Here is a 17964-nt window from a genome sequence, read left to right as displayed (position 1 = left end):
TCTTTTCAGAAAATCTAAAGAATTAACTACATTTGTAACAGCTAACATAGGAGATAGTTTTTAAAACGTCGTAATAATTTGTAAACAACAATCAATCAAAACATGAAATTTTTTATAGACACGGCCAACCTGGCACAGATCAAAGAAGCACAAGACCTCGGGGTATTAGATGGTGTAACCACCAATCCAAGCCTAATGGCCAAAGAAGGAATCAGTGGCGAGGAAAACGTCATCAACCATTATAAGGCTATTTGCGAGATCGTAGATGGTGATGTCAGTGCAGAAGTTATCTCTACAGATTACGAAGGTATGATCAAAGAAGGTGAAATGCTTGCTGCATTAGACAGCAAGATCGTCGTCAAAGTACCTATGATCAAGGACGGCATCAAGGCTATCAAATATTTCAGTAAGAAAGGTATAAAAACAAACTGTACACTTGTATTTTCAGCAGGTCAGGCTCTATTGGCTGCCAAAGCTGGTGCGACTTATGTATCTCCGTTCATAGGGCGTCTTGATGATATCTCCGTTGATGGTCTAGGCCTTATCGAAGAGATCAGATTAATTTATGACAACTACGGATTCCAAACGCAGATCCTAGCTGCATCTGTTCGCAACAGCTCCCATATTTTGGGCTGTGCCAAGATCGGAGCCGATGTGATGACAGGTCCTCTGTCCGCTATCACAGCTCTTTTGAAGCATCCGTTGACAGACAGCGGTCTAGCGCAATTTTTAGCAGATCACGCTAAAGCAGCTGGCAAATAGAAAAAAGAATATAAGGGATGTCATCTTGAGCGGGTAGTAATATAGCCGCTCAAGATGACACTTTAATTTGACAACCATGAGTATCGAGAAAAAGCAGACAAAAGAAGGAATCATTAACGAGGATTTTGCAAATCTATTAAGAAAGAACCAACTTAAAGTAACCCAACCCCGTCTGCGTGTTTTAGAGATCATTTCAGAAAAGACAGCCGCTCTATCCCAGCCCGACCTGGAAAAAATCGTAGGTAAAGATATCGATCGTGTTACCCTTTACAGGATATTGGGAAGCTTTGAGGAAAAAGGAATTCTTCACAAAATATTCGATCTCAATGGAACGGCCACCTACGCCATCTGTTCGACCAAATGTACAGCAGATCATCACCATGACCAGCACATACACTTCATCTGTTCAGTATGCAACAGTGTCTTTTGCTTAGATGATGTTACGGTTCCAAAAATTAATCTTCCTAAGAACTTTACGCTCCATTCGATAGCGATCAATGCGGTAGGCTTATGTAACGATTGCAACAGCAGCGAATAAAACTATGAACACGAGCTAAACGCTCGCGCCAACCTACAAGTTAAGCCATCCTCTATTGGCTACAATCACCTACTGTCTGTCGGCTGTTACACGAAGATTCGACATTTAGCATAATATGTTCATCCCTCCTGACATATTTAAAAAAAAATCATATTCAACATACATATAATAATAAATTAACACCAAACTTCATTCATAAAGTTTATATTTGACCGTTGAAATTTTCAAGTTCAAAAAAAGAACCTGTCCGTTAGCGATAATTAGGCTGTGAACAAACAAAATTGAACACCATTATATACTAAAAAACAACCAATATAAACGCTCATGCATGAAATATCCATGTAGTATATACTGAACAAATACTAACGACCGAAAAGCAGCATACACAACAAAATAATGCAATTACTTTTTGAGCTCGTTACAATCGGTTTGGATATTCCATAGCGTCATTAAAAATTATTTTTTTTGCTTATGAAAAGTACTGTTAATAAAAATATATTAAAAATAAGGCTTTCCTATTTCTTCTTACCTGTTCTATTGCTTATGGCAGTATTCGGTTTTCTGTTTTATTCTCGCGCTTTACTCCATAGTGAGTATATAGAACTACAGAAAGAACTATTCTTATACGGCAATGCCGAGCTCTCCGTCTACCCTGTACTCATGGACAATCTGACGCAATTGGGGGACGCCTTGATTCTTTTGTCCTTTCTAACCATACTCTTTGTTATCGCCCCCAAATGCTGGGAATGCTTTATCAATGCCTTGTTGATCTCGGCACTTTTCACTGCAATACTCAAGCCTTTATTTGCTATTCCGCGTCCTGCAGCTTTTCTCCAGGAGAAATTCACAATTATAGGCCCCAAACTCGTCGGTAGCAACAGCTTCCCTTCTGGTCATTCGATTACAGTATTCACCATTCTAGGTGTGATCCTATTTGCATTCATGCCACAGCGAATAATTTTAAAAATACTTTGGTGCTTATTTATTTGTGTCCTTGGCGCTATTCTGATCTCTACCCGCATTGGTGTAGGCGCACATTATCCATTAGATGTCCTGGTTGGATCCATCTTTGGTTACTTGTCCGCCTTAATAGGAATCGTGGTCACCCAAAAATTCAACTTGTGGACCTGGATCGACAAAGTCAAACTCTATCCAATATTCATGTTACTTTTTACAGTCTCTACTGTGATAATTATTTTCAAAATACTAGATACTAATCTATTTATATTCTATCTTGCACTATTTAGCTTATTAATATCTTTATTCGTTATTACCAGAATTTATGTTCAAAAAAAGTATTAAATTATCTTCCTTTGTATTGATAATATGCCTCTTAAACCTTTTGTTTTTCCACTTTCCATTCCTTACATTTACACTCGATAATCTAGATTATACATCTGCTAGCGGCTTATTCTTCATGTTTACGCTGACTATCCTTGTCATCACAGCAAATTTCTTTGTCTTTTATTTACTATTCTTCCTATCCCCACTTGCGGGCAGGATCCTGACTTCTTTGTTCTTTATCGTCAACTCCATAGCGGTATATTTCGTCAATACCTATAGTGCTATTATCGACGAAAGCATGATTGGCAACGTCATCAATACAAACTTGGAGGAATCCAGCGCTTTTTTTTCGTTCAAACTCATCATCTATTTGGTCTTTTTTGGAATTCTCCCAAGTATATGGATCTGCAAAACCAAAATCAAGAGAGAGTCCACTAAGTTTTTCTTTAAATGTTCTGGTATCAATCTATTACTGATTGTCATACTTGTCGTGGCCAATGCCAGCCAGGTATTATGGATCGACAAACATTCCAAAGTATTGGGAGGCTTAGCCATGCCTTGGTCTTACATGGTCAACATTCCACGGTTTTATATCCACAAGCACCAGGAAAATGTGAAGGAAATACTTTTACCGGATGCAAAGATTACAAATAAAGAAAAATCAGTAGTTGTATTAGTTATCGGAGAATCCGGACGTAGTCAGAATTTCTCGCTTTATGGTTACGAAAAGAATACCAACCCTTTGCTTTCCAAGACGGATAATGTCTACCACTTCAACGCAACATCCTGTGCTACATATACAACCGCAACGGTAAAATGTATTCTGGAACATGAAAACACAGGAAAACTATACGAGATATTACCCAATTACCTCGACAGAAATGGGGTTGAAGTAATCTGGCGGACTACGAATTGGGGTGAGCCTCCTGTACATATAGCGAACTATTTGAAGGCTGAAGATCTGAAGCCAAATTGCGAGGGTGTCGGTTGTGATTACGACGAAATATTGCTAAGTGGCTTGAAAGAACAGATTCTAAAAAGCGACAAAGATAAAATACTGGTTATTTTACACAGTAGCACCAGCCATGGCCCGACCTACAGTACAAAGTACCCCCCTCAATTTGAAGTTTTCAAACCCGTTTGTCATTCCGTAGAATTAGCCCAATGCTCCCAAGAAGAACTTATTAATGCTTATGACAATACGATTGTGTATACCGACTATCTATTACATCAGGTGATTGAAGACCTCAAACAACTGAAAGGATTCCATAGTAGCATGATCTATGTTTCGGATCATGGTGAATCCCTGGGAGAGAAGAACTTATATATGCATGGCGTCCCGATGAGCATAGCACCAAAAGAACAATACCAGATTCCCTTCATTGTATGGGTATCGGATCCTGCAAAACAGTTAAAGCCCAATGAAGCATTAACACAAAACCATGTTTTTCATAGTATTATGAATTTTTTGAGCATACAAAGCCCCATCTATAATGAGGATTTGAACATTTATAAATATTAAGCAGATGGCTGTTGGCTATCTGCTATTGGCCCTGACAAAAAATAAATATTCCCATAGAAACCACAATTTCTGCATCATTTTTGTATATTTCACTAACAATTGGCACCGCTACTTCATTAGCGACATACGATAACGTAGATCCTATAGCAATAAATCAGGCATCTAGCTATTGAAGAAAAGAATACAGAGAGATGAACCCGACCGAAAGGAAGACTCCTGCTAGCCACTGAAGAAGAAAAAAAATGAAATCAAGAAAAGAAAATCCCTACAAAGAAGTGCTGACACAACTGATTGTTGATATTTTTGAAAAATCAGGCAATCCACTTCTAAACTATAAGCAAGTCGCTGCAAAACTCAATATTCAGGATAGCGACTCCAAGGTTGCCATCGCCGATATCTTAAACGACTCGTCAAAAAACGGGCAGTTTTCTCAACCCGAAAGAGGGAAGTTCAAACTGAAACAACTACAGGTCTACATCATCGGTAAGGTAGATATGACGGCCGATGGTTCAGCCTATATCGTTCCTGAAGACGAATTGGAGCAAGATATCTTTGTCGCTCCCCGGAAATTACGGCAGGCACTACATGGCGACATTGTCAAAGTACACGTCTATGATCGCAAAAAGGGACGTAAACGAGAAGGTGAAGTCGTCGAAATTCTACAACGTTCGAAAACCGACTTTACCGGAACGATAGATATCTCCAAGAGCTATGCTTTCTTCCTACCTGATGACCGAAAGATGCAACATGACATCTTCATCCCATTAGACAGTCTTAATGGTGCAAAAAATGGCGAGAAGGTCTTGGTTACCATTGTAGAATGGCCCAAAAACGCGAAGAATCCTATAGGTAAAGTCAAATCGGTACTTGGAGCAAAAGGTGAGAACAATACCGAGATGAATGCTATTCTTGCAGATTATGGTTTTCCCCTCCAGTTTCCAAAAGAAGTTGAAGACGCTGCCAATGCCATATCCGAAGAGATCAGTTCCGAAGAAATTGCCAAGCGCAGAGACTTCAGAGATACGCTCACATTCACGATAGACCCTGCCGATGCCAAGGATTTTGACGATGCGATATCCTTCAAGGAATTGGAAAACGGCAATTACGAAATCGGTGTACATATTGCTGATGTATCCTACTATGTCACACCTGAAAGTACGCTGGACAAAGAAGCATTTGAGAGAGGCACATCCGTATACCTGGTAGACCGTGTTATTCCGATGTTGCCCGAACGACTATCAAACAACCTTTGCTCATTGCGTCCCAATGAAGACAGGCTTTGCTTTTCGGCTGTATTTGAGATGGATGACAAAGCTAATGTTGTAGACCAATGGTTTGGACGTACTGTCATCCACTCCGATCGACGGTTCAGCTACGAAGATGCGCAAGAAATCATTGAGAGCAAAAATGGAGATCATGCAACAGCAATTCTCAAACTCAACGAACTAGCCTATATCCTACGCGACCGTAAATTCAAAAATGGAGCGATCAGTTTCGAAAGCGAGGAAGTCAAATTTCTATTGGATGAAACAGGCAAACCATTAGGTGTATATACCAAAGTCAGAAAAGACGCTCACAAACTGATAGAAGACTTTATGTTGTTGGCCAACCGCAAAGTAGCAGAGTATATCGGAAAACAAGGAAAAGGCAAGAACAAGCTTGGATTCGTGTACCGTTTTCACGATACCCCTAATCCAGAGACATTGACCAGTTTCTCGCAGTTCGCCGCTCGCTTTGGCCACCGTCTCTCTATAAAATCAGACAAAGAAACAGCGAAGTCATTAAATGCTTTGATGATGAAAATTGAAGGAAGTAAAGAGCAAAATTTATTGACCTCACTAGCGGTACGTTCGATGGCCAAGGCCATATATACTACCAAAGGCACTTCACATTATGGTCTAGCGTTTGACTACTATACGCACTTTACATCGCCTATCCGTCGTTATCCCGATGTTATGGTGCATAGGCTATTACAATTCTACCTCGATGGCGGGACCAAGATCAATGTCGAACACTACGAGAAGATGGCAGAACATTCTTCCCAAATGGAGAAAAAAGCTGCTGAAGCAGAACGCGCTTCGATCAAATACAAACAGGCTGAATTCTTACAGGATCAAGTTGGTGTAGAATATACAGGCATTGTATCCGGAGTAACGGAATGGGGCATGTATGTCGAGATCCAAGAAAATAAATGCGAAGGTATGGTACGCCTGCGCGACATCACGGATGATTTCTATACCTTAGACGAGAAGAACTTTGCCATTATAGGACAACGCAAGAAAAAAGTCTACCAGCTCGGAGACGAAGTCCAGATCAAAGTCAAGAAAGTCGATCTGGAGAAAAGACAGATAGATTTCACCTTAATAAGTTAATCAGATAAAAAAAAGCTCTTTCCAATCAGAAAGAGCTTTTTTTTATGTGTAAAGACAGAACTCATTAGAGTTCTAGAACTTCCACTTCTGTTCTTCTATTTGCCTGATGTTCAGCAGGCGTACAATTTACACCATTGCTACATCTGTTAACCAAGCGTTTCTCCCCATATCCTTTCGCTACTAGACGTTGACGATCGATTCCCCTAGACACTAAATAGTCTACAGCTGCTTGCGCTCTACGTTGCGACAATTTTTCGTTATAGCTATCCGATCCGCGGCTATCCGTATGGCTCGACAGCTCTATACGCAGCGTAGGGTTATCACGCATCGTTGCTACCAATTGATCTAAAATCTTAGCGGCATCCGTACGGATATTATGCTTATCAAAATCATAATAGATATTCTCCAGCACAAAACGATCTCCCACCTTAAGCATAGGGTTCAGGTTCATCGTATAGCGGATCACCGTATCTTTTGTAGGCATTACAGCATTTACCAATACTGAATCCGCATGATACCCTTTTTTCTCACCCAAAAGATGGAACACGGTATTAGGCGCTACTTCAAAACTAATCTGAGCAGCATTATCAGTCTGTCCTTTGGAAATAATATTACCTGTAGCACCAAACAAAGTTACTGTAGATGCCGGCAACAATTCACCTGTCTGACGGTCACGCGTCACACCTTCCAGGATGATTCTAATTTTAGGCTTTTGATACACGAACGAATAGATGTCATCTGAGCCTGCACCACCTTTACGGTTAGAAGATAGATACCCAACTTTGGTCTCCATCGTTTCTCCATACTCTACATAAGCGAAATCGTCTGAGGCCGAATTGATGGGATAACCCAAGTTCTTCACTCCCTCATATTTACCTTTAGCTCCTTTGGCACTAAAAATATCAAGTCCTCCCATTCCAACATGGCCATTGCTTGAAAAATAAAGCTCCTTACCTGCCAATGTTGGAAACATCTCATCTCCTGCGGTATTGATAACGTCTCCAGCATTCTGAGGTTTGCCCCAGCTACCGTTTCCCTGCAACTCACTGTACCAAATATCAACACCACCCTTACCTCCTGGCATATCGGATGCGTAGTATAGTATCTGCTCATCAGGACTAAGGAAAGCATGTCCCAAAGAGTATTCCTTCACATTGTTGTATGCAAAATCTTCCTCTACCCACTCCGCTCCTTTTTTACGGAATATTTTAAGCTCTAAATTTTGCTTATTCCATTTTGCACCGTCTTCTTTAAATCGCTCTCCATCCTTACCTGCAAAGGTACGGGTTACATAGAGTACATCCTCCGCAGCATTCGTAGCTATAGGACCGATGTGATAAGCCGAGTTGTTGATAGCAGAAGCTACGACATTCGGATACACCAATGTACCGTCTGCTTTACGTTCTGCCGTATAGATGCGCAAAAATGCTTGCCCTGTCATGCCACTTTTAGCATTTAGCAGACTGTTTGGCTCTGCGGCATACAGGACGCCATTGCTGGTTTTGACAACACCAAATTCAGCTAGCGAAGTATTTACCTCCTTCTCATTACGAAGATCGTGACGCGTAGGATTACGCATCCACACTTGAGCTGAATCGGCCCCATGTATGGCATTCGATATCGCTTCTGTTGTTCCCTCCGAAGCCAACAACTGTTCATACTGCGCTTTAGCTTCAGCATATTTACCCTGTTGTTTTAACACCTCAGCATAGTTCAGTCGCAATTCTGGGGATACATTTTTTTGAGCGACCAATCTTGCGTACCAGTTTTCTGCTAGATCATATTGTTTGATATAGAAGTAACTATGAGCCAATCGTTCCATATTCGAAACACTGGGTTTCTTTACATCGACCAATTTTTCATAAGCGAGTGCGGCTTTAGCGTATTGCATCTCCTTATAAAGTTGATCTGCTCGGTTACGACGGCTAGGCTGTTCTTGTCCCTGCACCGACCCCACACTTATAGAAAGTGCAACAGCCATCAGGATTGTATTAAAATATTTTTTTGTTCTCATGAAGTACGAATTATAAAGACTACCAATATGTACAAGTCATTTTAAAAATAACGTGGACTCAAGATTTGACGATATCCACGTCCAAATGTAATTCCAAGAGTCACTTCGTGACTTCCATTCTGCAACCCACTCAAACTATTCAACATATGATCGTAAGAATATCCTATGCGCAATTTGGGGCTCACATAAAATTGTGCTATCCCACTGAACGAGTTCATTGCGCTAAGCTTATTGGCCGTATTCTTATTATACTCCCTATCAAAAATACGTGCTCTCGTACGGTATCCGCCCCCAATCCAAAACTTGTCGTTAAAGATAAACATCGCATTCAAATCCAATGAAGTAGGTCCTTTAAAGTCTTCTTTTATCAATAAACTAGGACGCAAAGACAATCCCGGATCCAGTTCAAAAAGTGCTCCTGCTATAAAGTATCCGTGAACTTTACGGTACAAGCTTTCCAATGAGTTCTGATTGAACTGAAACTCTTCTGCACTATTGCTGTTAGCAAACAGATCCTGTACAGACACACCAGCATACCATTTCGGATTGCTATAGTACACTCCCAGTCTGATATCCGGACGCCAGGTGGTAACCATATGGTCTGGTACAACCCCATCAATTCTTTCCACTGTTTCTAACTTGCTACCATCAAGACTATATTGTGTCACCCCTCCAGCTACACCAAGCGCTAAGCGATGCTCATCGGCACGATCCAACTGTAGACGCAATGCATAGTTCGCAAAAATACTGGTCGCAGCCTGTGCTCCCAACTTATCAGCTGTCACCTGTAGACCTACACCATGGCGTCTTTCTTCAGGATCCAGCACCCCATCTACCGATATTGATCCCGTCTTAGGCGCACCTTCCCAGCCTGACCACTGACTACGTAACCCCATCTGTCCAAACCATTCTTCTTTGTATCCTGTATAGGCCGGATTGACCGATATCGAATTAAAGATATACTGCGTGAACTGTATATTTTGTTGGCCATGGCCCTTCATTGCGAGAAGGACCATAGTCGTGAACAACAAACTTTTTATATTAAACTTTTTCATCGTAAGACTAGCTTATCTTGTTTTAATTAATACCCATCCTTTGTGTACCGTATCGGTCGTACCCTTGCGTAGAGTCACGATATAATAGTAAGTACCTTCGTTGAGTCCTGAACCATTCCACTCGTTGTAATAGTTATCATTGCGATACACTTCATTACCCCAACGGTTTACAATCGTCAATTTCACCTGATCATAGCCGTCTAGACCGACGATTTCAAATTTATCATTGACGCCATCTCCATTCGGTGTGAATGTATTTGGAATAAAGACATTCGAAGCCTCGATCACAATAGTAGCTATCGCATTCGAACAGTTGGTCGGATTCAATACCTCACAGATCGTATACGGATAGGTATAGGTACCAGGTCTCGTGCTTGGCGCTATATCAATCGTTCCATCAGGATTCATCGTCAATCCTGGATTACTAGGCACACCAGGTTGCAAAGTGACTTCGTCAAGATCGATAGGCTTTTCATTATATTTATCATTCGACAGTACAGATCCTGTAGTCACCTTGTCTCTAGTCCACTCTACTTTATATGTATCATTTTCCGCTACAATAGGCGCTGGCTGTACTTCGATTATTGCAACAGCGTTCGCACAGTTGGTTGGGTTCAATACTTCGCAGATCGTATATGGATATTCAAATCGACCCTGAGGCGTATTTGGCGCTACCGTAATCGTACCATCTGGGTTCATCTTAACCACCGTTGTCGGGTTTCCTTTGCTATCTACCGGATTGCCTGGGGTCAATGTGATCTCATTTGGTATAATGGTCTTGTTATTCAACTTATCATTATCCAATACAGTCGGTGTCGTACCACCATTCTTGCCATTGACATCATACTTGTCATTTTTAGCCTCGATAGGTGCTGCAATGACAGTAACTATAGCAACAGCATCATCCTTGTTACCTGGATTTAATTTTTCCTCGATTTCATATGGATAGTAATACTTACCTGCTGCTGTTTCCTTTTGCACATGGATATTACCCGTTTTGTTCATCGACAGTCCTGCTACCACCTCACCTCTTTCATTCACTGGCACTCCTGCTCTCAATTCAATATCCTCAGGATTTACTTTCACCTTGTTCAACAAGTCATTCTCAAGTACTGACCCCGTATCTCCACCGTCCTTACCGTTATACGTTCCGTACACATCATCAATCGCTTTTATTTCTGGAGCAACTACAGTTATGGTGACGATAGCCGTACTACAGTTCGTCGGATTCAATACTTCACAGATTTCGTACGTGATCTTGTACTCACCTGCTGGTGTCTCCGGATTGATAGTGACCTTACCTGTGCTTGGATCAAGTGTAGGAACAGGCTCTCCAGGATTACGTGGATCAGCAGGTTTTTCTACCGTGGTCACTACCTCACTTGGAATTACTGGTTTACCATTCAACTTGTCATTATCAAGTACGTTTGGCGTTACCGTTTTATCTTTACCATTGATTGGACCGAAGGTATCATCATCAGCTTTGATCGGAGAAGCGATTATAATAATTATTGCTTCCGTCGAAGAACAGTTTGTCGTATTTAAAGCTTCGCATATGGTATATGGATACGTATACGTACCAGCAGGTACTACCCCCTTAGCAATCGAAATAGTTCCATCCACATTCATTACTATACCCTGGATGGGTTGCCTGTCTTTATCCACTACTATACCTGGCGTAAGAATCACTTGACCTGACTGGACCACAACGTCGTTCAACTTATCATTCTCTAATACTGTTCTTGTCGTGTGCTCTTCTCGACCATTGAAAGAACCATACTTATCAGGACTCGCAAGAATTACATTTTTCTTATATGTTACCGTTACATTATCATCACCCTCTACCGGCTCACCATTAGGATCTTTCGCCATTACGGTCATCTTATTAAACAAGTCTTTACCTGCAGTTAATATTTCTTGCGTAATCGTTTTAACTATGGTATACTCTCGAGAGTCTCCTGGCTCAAGTTTATCCAATTTCGGATTAGGTGCCCAATTAGGGAACATCGTATCCGAGAACTCAAAACCTTTTAGGGTAACATTACCTGTGTTCGTTACTTTAATCGTATAAGTAATATCGTCTCCAATAACCGAAAACTCCGTTCTAGATGCGCTCTTCTCAACAGAGATACCCGCTATTTGAGGAATTGAAACGACAGTCTTACCATTCGGTTGAGTAGGATTTTTTGGGTCTACTGATGTACCAGTTACTGGCGGCAGTGGCTTGACAGGATCCAATACATTTGGATTGGCCGTGACACTTGCCTGGTTTATGAGCTTGCCTGCGTCAATATCTTCTTGCGTCAATGAATAAGTCGCCGTATAAGTCAGCGTTGCTTTTGGTGCTAACTTGTTAACGGTATTACCGCTTGGGTTTCCATCTGGCCCCTTTATAGTCAATTTGCTTCCTTTACCAGAGAACTCCGTGTCCGTCAACGAAACATCTTTCAATGTCATATTACCAGTATTGGTCACCACAAAAGTGTATTCGACCTTATCACCAACTTTAGCGCGGTCTTTGTCTCCTTTATATACTCCTGTCTTTTCTACCTTGATACTAGGCTCCCGAACCAAATCCAAGATAGTAGGATCCTCAGTCCCATCCGCACTTGGATCATTAATAGGATTTCCGTTTCTATCCGTTCCCGTATCGGACACGTCTTCAACAGTGTTATCCTTCGGATCGGTTCCTTCTACCTTAGCTGTATTCTTTATATGCCCCCTATCCAAATCATCTTGAACTAACTCATAATCTGCCGTAGCAATTGCAGTTTTACCTGGATCGATAGTCGAAGGATTAAAAGTTTTTGAACTATTTAATCCTAATTTAGCATCCGTCAGTTTTAAATCTTTGATAGTAACATTCCCCGTATTGGTAACTTTAAACGTATATGTGATTTTATCGCCAACCTTACTTTTCCCTTCTATAAAAGTAATAGATTTTATTAATTGAAGCTTTGGAGCTTGAATCAAATCCGTGGTTTTACTAGCCAGTTTACTTTTAATATCGATAGGAGTATTACTTCCTGTAGGTATTTCAGGAGTTTTACCCGTAACAGTCGCTGTATTTACAACTTTACCGTCATTCATATCCTTCTGTGTGATCTCATATGGTACAGGAGCACTAAAGCGGAATTCTTGATATTTAACTAGCTCGGTAAGCCCTGGGATTTCAAATCCAGCTCCCGTCCAGCCCAATTTCTCATCCACAATCCTAAATGGAGCTTTCAATGTTACTTCACCTGTATTTTTGATTACAAATTCGTATTCGATTTCATCTCCTTTACTATGTCGGCCATCATTGTCTTTGTCTTTGACATCATCATTCCCTTGCTTTTTAACTGACTTGGTTAACTCAATAGTTGCAATTTCAGAACGGATTTCAACTCGATCAGATGCACTTCCACAATCATTCTTCACCTGCCATTCCAAGGTTGCAGTGTTACCTTGTTCAATAGTAGCTGTACTGTTGTAACTAGACTTATTAGAGAACTTGACTACCCCTTTCGCAGGTTGTGTTATTACAATCCATTCTCCGCTACTTCCCGTTTGGTTAGTGCTACTTCTTACTGGCCTATTAGCTGCTAACGTAAACTTACCGTCGTTATATTTTAACTGATCTGGCCCCGCATTAGCGATAGGATCTACCTCTAAAACAATACGTACTTCCGTATTTTCACTTAAACAAGTTGATCCTTCTACCAATCGATTTGCTGCATAATAAACAATCTCACCAACTTTACCTTCAGCAATATCCTTTCCTTCTTTCGCTTGATACCTTGCATATAGATCTTCGTTCGCTAATTCGCTATCTAGAATACGTTCCTTACGTTCTGCATCTCTATACCACTCTACAATACCCTTATTAGTTAACACAACCTGACTAAGGTTAGGTGTACCTTTGATACAGAATGCTTGTTCTTTGTAATCAGGTTTAATACGTGAAAGTTTAAATGGTGTGCTATGATCTTTTGTCAATAGCTCCATAAGTCCACAGTCACCTTTACCAGGTAATGGTAAACACGTCCCTACAGGCTGGAAATTTGTATAAACCTCTTGATGGATGTTTCCAAACAGATATCCGTCTTCACAGTCAATAGTTTTCAAATCTCCAACGAACTTAATTTTGCCCGATAGCTTTATTCTCTCTTGATGGTTCAAATCATCACCAAATTCAAATATATAACCCTTTACTGCATCCGCTCCTTTATAAATCAACTTATTTGCAGCCACAAGAGCCTGTGCATCGTCATTGTCATTATCAATAACCCAACCCTCAGGCAATTTCAAGGCATATTTGTAGACAACGCCTGTGTTGGATGTTGCTCCTGTAATCGGATAATTTTCAATATCATTACCTACATTGGTTACAAAAGCAGTATATGTTGCTTTTAATACTGTTCCTCCAGCAGGCGTTAGATCAATGTTTACAGAACCTTCCAAATCTACAACTGGCTCTTTATCAGGCGCCCCTTCTAGAATAATACGATCTGTTCCAGCTTCTAATATCCTCTCTTTTCCCGTAACAGGCTTACCACAGAAGTTTTCTGCTGAAGGTGTTAATGTCACCGTCTGTCCACTTTTAAATTCACAACTGGCAACCTGCAGCTGGAATTTTAAGTAGAAGCGTTCTCCATTCTGCAAGCTGTTGTTTTTAAGAAAACTTGCAGGGATGGTAATAATTGCTTCTGTTTTATCGTCCGAAAGACCTACGCCTTGAATAGGGTTTCCTTCTTTGAAGATTATGTTGCCAGGCCGTGTTGTATACACATCTGACATATATGCATTCGTACTGATATTCCCTACACCTACGTAGTTCAAGAAAGAAGCCATCTTAATATTCAACTTCAAATCCTTAGCTTCTCCTCCAGCATTATTGATCTCTACTATATAGGTAATAGGTTCACATATAGGCAATGGCCCTACTCCTGGATCATCGATAACCGTAGTCTGTAAAATTGGATCTACCAAGACAAAGCTGAGCTCCTCCGCATAGCTTTTTTTACATGAAGCTTCTGCTACCGATGCGGGTACTCCTTTACAGTCACTACCATAAGCAATTTCAATATTGCCGTCTTTACAATTTATAACAGCAGCTGTAACAAGGAAGTAACGCGACTGCTCGGCATTGATATGAGTCAGGTTATATACTCCGCCGTTATTTTTCGAAATACCGGAATTCACTTCGGTCATATTAGTTAATGACTCGACCTCTATTATACTGGAAATATCTACATTCCCTGCTGTTTTCGCTAACCATAAGTTATCGAACTTACGGAATTCCGAACGATTCGAAACTTTAACTAACCATTTTGCTTCTTGTGTATAAGCAATCGTAGAAACCTGTGAAACCTTAACCTCTAATTTATCATTGTCGGTATTATAGTTCAACGTTTGCTCTTTGACAGTTACATCAACAGCATTAACATGATCCTTACCCTCTGAATAAAAACTACCGTCTACCGTTGCCGAAACTTTAATAGTTTCCTTAAGACTTGTTTCACTGCAATTAGGTGTTACGATAGGTCTAACGATAAAAGTAAAACCTTCATCGATAACTCCCCATGGACTGTTGCCTTTGAGTGCACGCAAATGCTCTGCTAACTTATCCGCATCAATAGTATATTTCCCTCCCGAGACAGACAATCCGTTCACATCAATATGTGTAGGATTTGCCCCGTTACCTTCTAATTCAACACGATATCCTTTCATGTTTAGACCAGAAGACACAGTAAAAGTAACCGTCTTCGGTTTTGCTATCTGCCTGAATTCATCTGGAAATAATGCATTACGATAAGTATCTCCATCGATTGCAAAATCGATTTTAAATCCAGCTCCTTCTTTTCCGGATTCACAACCAGGGATATTATAGGTTCCATTATCCGTACCTGTGTTCAATGCTGTACTAGCATAGTATCCCGATACCTTATCCAAAATACCACAAGTAAGCAGATTAGGGTTAGGCTTACTTGCATCGTATAGTCCGTATCCAGTTACAAACCTTTTCAAACCGGTATTTGCATTAGCCTTTGTCGCTTTCAGCTGCAAAGAGGCCGTAACTTTATCTCCGCTCACAAAACCAGCAAATGCGCTTGTTTGATTCTCGGCAGGAAGAGTAATAAAGAACCTATTTCCCTCACTTTGTATAGCGATATTCTCAAAAGTAAATGCAGTTGCACCATTTCGAACCACCTCCACTTTACCAAACAATCCACTGGAAGCCAATCCTAATGCAGCATCTGTAATCGAAACTTCAAAACGTCCTCCATTCTTCCAAACATAGTCTGCTGTGCCCTTAGGAGCGATTACAGTTCCTTGCTGAGCAATCTCGATAATATCCCCAGCAACAAAAGAGCGGATAGATTCGCCTAGGCCTGTCGCCGGATTATTACTGTCAGGGATACCGTTATTGTCCGCATCTGCTAACCCGATCGTAACCCGTTGCAAGGAGACCTTTCCCCTATGCATTCCACCTCCGTCACAATCTCCAGTTGGACAAGTAGCATCCAACGCGATAGTCTCACAAGCAAAAGTGATTCTATTATCACAATTGTGTAATGTACTTGTTATCTTATAAGATGGATTAGCCTCCGTTGTCGGACAAGTTAAAGTCAAAGGAAACTTCAACCGCCAGTTACCTTCGGTATTCTGGATTAAAGCGTCACGCTTTATTTTAATTTTATATTCTGTCTCGCTGACTTTAGTCACCTCTGTTGCAACATCATTCGCACCATTAAATAATTTGAGGTCCGTTAAGTTTGACTTAGAGAGGTCTGCCGATAAATCAATAGCAATTTCGAGGTAAGCGTCTGCTCCCAAACCTTCTTTTGGAAAAGACCATGTCCCGATTTTAAAATCAGCTTCATATGGAGCTGCACCAATAATATCTTGTTCACCCACATTCTCGCCGGCAAAAGCAAAAGTTAGTCCTCCCTTAGTCGTAGCTGATGCTGCGTATTCTGGAGTTTTCCCTCCTATACAGCTTTCCTTATGGATGTATGTAACTTTATATCCTGTAGATTCTGTGGTATAACTTTTCGGTGCCGAAGCACAGTCTGTACCGCTTGCAGGAGCAGCATATAGTTGGTTAAAAGTAAGAGTAATCTCTGCACCTTCCTTCAACCGATCAATCGTCACTTTAGAACCATTAACTGCTACTATTGCGTCATTTGCTCCAGCAAAAGCAACCGTTCCTTCGATTGTTGTCGCATTTATATCAAGTACTATCGACGAAGCAGGTGCATTACCTGTATTCTTAACTACCCATTTATGAGTATAAGTTTTGCCCATACAGACCATCTGCGCCGGATCACTTACATCCGTAATGACAAGACGAGGCCGTTTACTATCATCAATCTCTACAGCGACAGAAGCCTTATCCTTATTATTCCGCTCGCAGCCCTTTCCGTAAACAGCTTCATAAGTAGATAATAAACCTTCACAATTATTTATAGTAACCTTTTCTGTAAAGGTTAAAGTTGACCCCGCAACAAAATTCCCGTTATAACTATAGGTATTATCATTTTCATTAAACGTAAGTCCAGTAGGCAATGCTTCTTGACCTTCTTGTGATCTTATAATACCATTACCATAGTTAACCGGAAGTTTAAACGCTGGAAGTCCACCTGTTCCTGAGTTTTTAACAGTAATGGTACGCGTGAGCTCTTGGCCCACCAATCCCATCGTTAAATTGGGAGTTACCGAAATGTTCAATACCGCAAACTGTAAATTGATAATATTTCCGTTTGCTTTCACACCCTCAGTTGGTGCTCCACACCCCTTAAGTGTATACGTTACGAAACGATCTTCTACTTTCAAACTCAAAGCACCACAAAGAGCCTCCACATCAAAAGAAACCTCCACATAACCGGAAGCATCAGCTGGAATTATCCCTAAAGGAATCGTAACTGCATTATTGTCATTAGAGACTTCCTCCGAAGACGGGTTCGCTCCACCAACCTTTGCCGTACCTGACACGTATTTAAACCCTGATGGTAGTTTAATGTTTAAACTACCATCGGTACATTCGGTAGCAGTTTTGTTAATACGTACGCGAAAAGTTTTAGCTCCGTTCTCCACCTCAAGATTAGGAGCAGCGAGATCTGCGTTGATACGACCCGATTGCGCCTGTAGTGTCCCCACCACAGTCAACATTGTCAGGAGCCATAAAAACACTTTTCCTAGATAACCACGAAATTTAAATTTCATATTTAAATAATTTGTTTGTTAACGGTCATACGGAATACCCAAGTGTTTTCTTTTCGGTCTGTGCAGCCTACGCGACATGGATATTTCATATACAATAAATAATAGTTTGCAACGTTTAGATTTTACTTACTCAAGCTTCCTCAAAAGCCCTCAAAATAACCTCTCCTACCCACGGGTAGTTATACGTCGTGCAAAAGTAGATATCCCAC

Annotated in this window: 8 protein-coding genes; 5 read left to right on the top strand and 3 right to left on the bottom strand. The window is 40.8% G+C overall.

The window, feature by feature from the left end:
- Window positions 1-102 precede the first annotated feature (102 nt).
- The 5 genes from fsa (at window position 103) to rnr (ending at window position 6478) form a co-directional block, all read left to right on the top strand.
- Window positions 103-762: a fructose-6-phosphate aldolase gene (gene fsa, locus M472_RS27375; RefSeq protein ID WP_021069032.1), complete on the top strand. Its 660-nt coding sequence runs from the start codon at window positions 103-105 to the stop codon at window positions 760-762.
- 76 nt (window positions 763-838) lie between these two features.
- Window positions 839-1300: a Fur family transcriptional regulator gene (locus tag M472_RS27370; RefSeq protein ID WP_021069031.1), complete on the top strand. Its 462-nt coding sequence runs from the start codon at window positions 839-841 to the stop codon at window positions 1298-1300.
- A gap of 471 nt (window positions 1301-1771) precedes the next feature.
- The gene (locus tag M472_RS27365; RefSeq protein ID WP_021069030.1) at window positions 1772-2602 is read left to right on the top strand and encodes a phosphatase PAP2 family protein; all 831 of its coding nucleotides are present in this window, start codon (window positions 1772-1774) and stop codon (window positions 2600-2602) included.
- Complete coding sequence (gene eptA / locus M472_RS27360; protein ID WP_021069029.1) at window positions 2583-4106, top strand: phosphoethanolamine--lipid A transferase EptA; 1524 nt, start codon at window positions 2583-2585, stop codon at window positions 4104-4106. Before M472_RS27365 ends, eptA begins: the two co-directional genes overlap by 20 nt.
- 242 nt (window positions 4107-4348) lie before the next feature.
- Window positions 4349-6478, top strand: a complete 2130-nt coding sequence (gene rnr / locus M472_RS27355) for a ribonuclease R (protein ID WP_021069028.1) — start codon at window positions 4349-4351, stop codon at window positions 6476-6478.
- Between the two features lie 64 nt (window positions 6479-6542).
- On the opposite strand, the gene M472_RS27350 is transcribed toward rnr, so the two are convergent.
- From M472_RS27350 to M472_RS27340, 3 genes are read right to left on the bottom strand one after another with little or no spacing between them, the layout of a single operon-like run.
- Window positions 6543-8492 (bottom strand): OmpA family protein, encoded by a 1950-nt coding sequence (locus M472_RS27350; RefSeq protein WP_021069027.1) that lies wholly within the window; start codon window positions 8490-8492, stop codon window positions 6543-6545.
- A gap of 41 nt (window positions 8493-8533) precedes the next feature.
- Window positions 8534-9547 (bottom strand): PorP/SprF family type IX secretion system membrane protein, encoded by a 1014-nt coding sequence (locus M472_RS27345; protein ID WP_031301367.1) that lies wholly within the window; start codon window positions 9545-9547, stop codon window positions 8534-8536.
- A 12-nt stretch (window positions 9548-9559) separates the two neighbouring features.
- Window positions 9560-17755 carry a T9SS C-terminal target domain-containing protein gene (locus M472_RS27340; protein WP_021069025.1) on the bottom strand — a complete coding sequence of 2732 codons (8196 nt, stop codon included), beginning with the start codon at window positions 17753-17755 and terminating at the stop codon, window positions 9560-9562.
- Window positions 17756-17964 lie beyond the last annotated feature (209 nt).

The sequence above is a fragment of the Sphingobacterium paucimobilis HER1398 genome, assembly GCF_000416985.1.
GTDB classification, from domain to species: domain Bacteria; phylum Bacteroidota; class Bacteroidia; order Sphingobacteriales; family Sphingobacteriaceae; genus Sphingobacterium; species Sphingobacterium paucimobilis.
The sequence above is the reverse complement of the archived record's forward strand: the minus strand, read 5'-3'. Positions and strand labels throughout refer to the sequence as shown.

Coding starts and splice junctions, on each gene's coding strand:
- M472_RS27350 (WP_021069027.1), bottom strand. CDS start 8,492: ATGAGAACAAAAAAATATTTTAATACAATCCTGATGGCTGTTGCACTT.
- eptA (WP_021069029.1), top strand. CDS start 2,583: ATGTTCAAAAAAAGTATTAAATTATCTTCCTTTGTATTGATAATATGC.
- M472_RS27365 (WP_021069030.1), top strand. CDS start 1,772: ATGAAAAGTACTGTTAATAAAAATATATTAAAAATAAGGCTTTCCTAT.
- fsa (WP_021069032.1), top strand. CDS start 103: ATGAAATTTTTTATAGACACGGCCAACCTGGCACAGATCAAAGAAGCA.
- M472_RS27345 (WP_031301367.1), bottom strand. CDS start 9,547: ATGAAAAAGTTTAATATAAAAAGTTTGTTGTTCACGACTATGGTCCTT.
- M472_RS27370 (WP_021069031.1), top strand. CDS start 839: ATGAGTATCGAGAAAAAGCAGACAAAAGAAGGAATCATTAACGAGGAT.
- rnr (WP_021069028.1), top strand. CDS start 4,349: ATGAAATCAAGAAAAGAAAATCCCTACAAAGAAGTGCTGACACAACTG.
- M472_RS27340 (WP_021069025.1), bottom strand. CDS start 17,755: ATGAAATTTAAATTTCGTGGTTATCTAGGAAAAGTGTTTTTATGGCTC.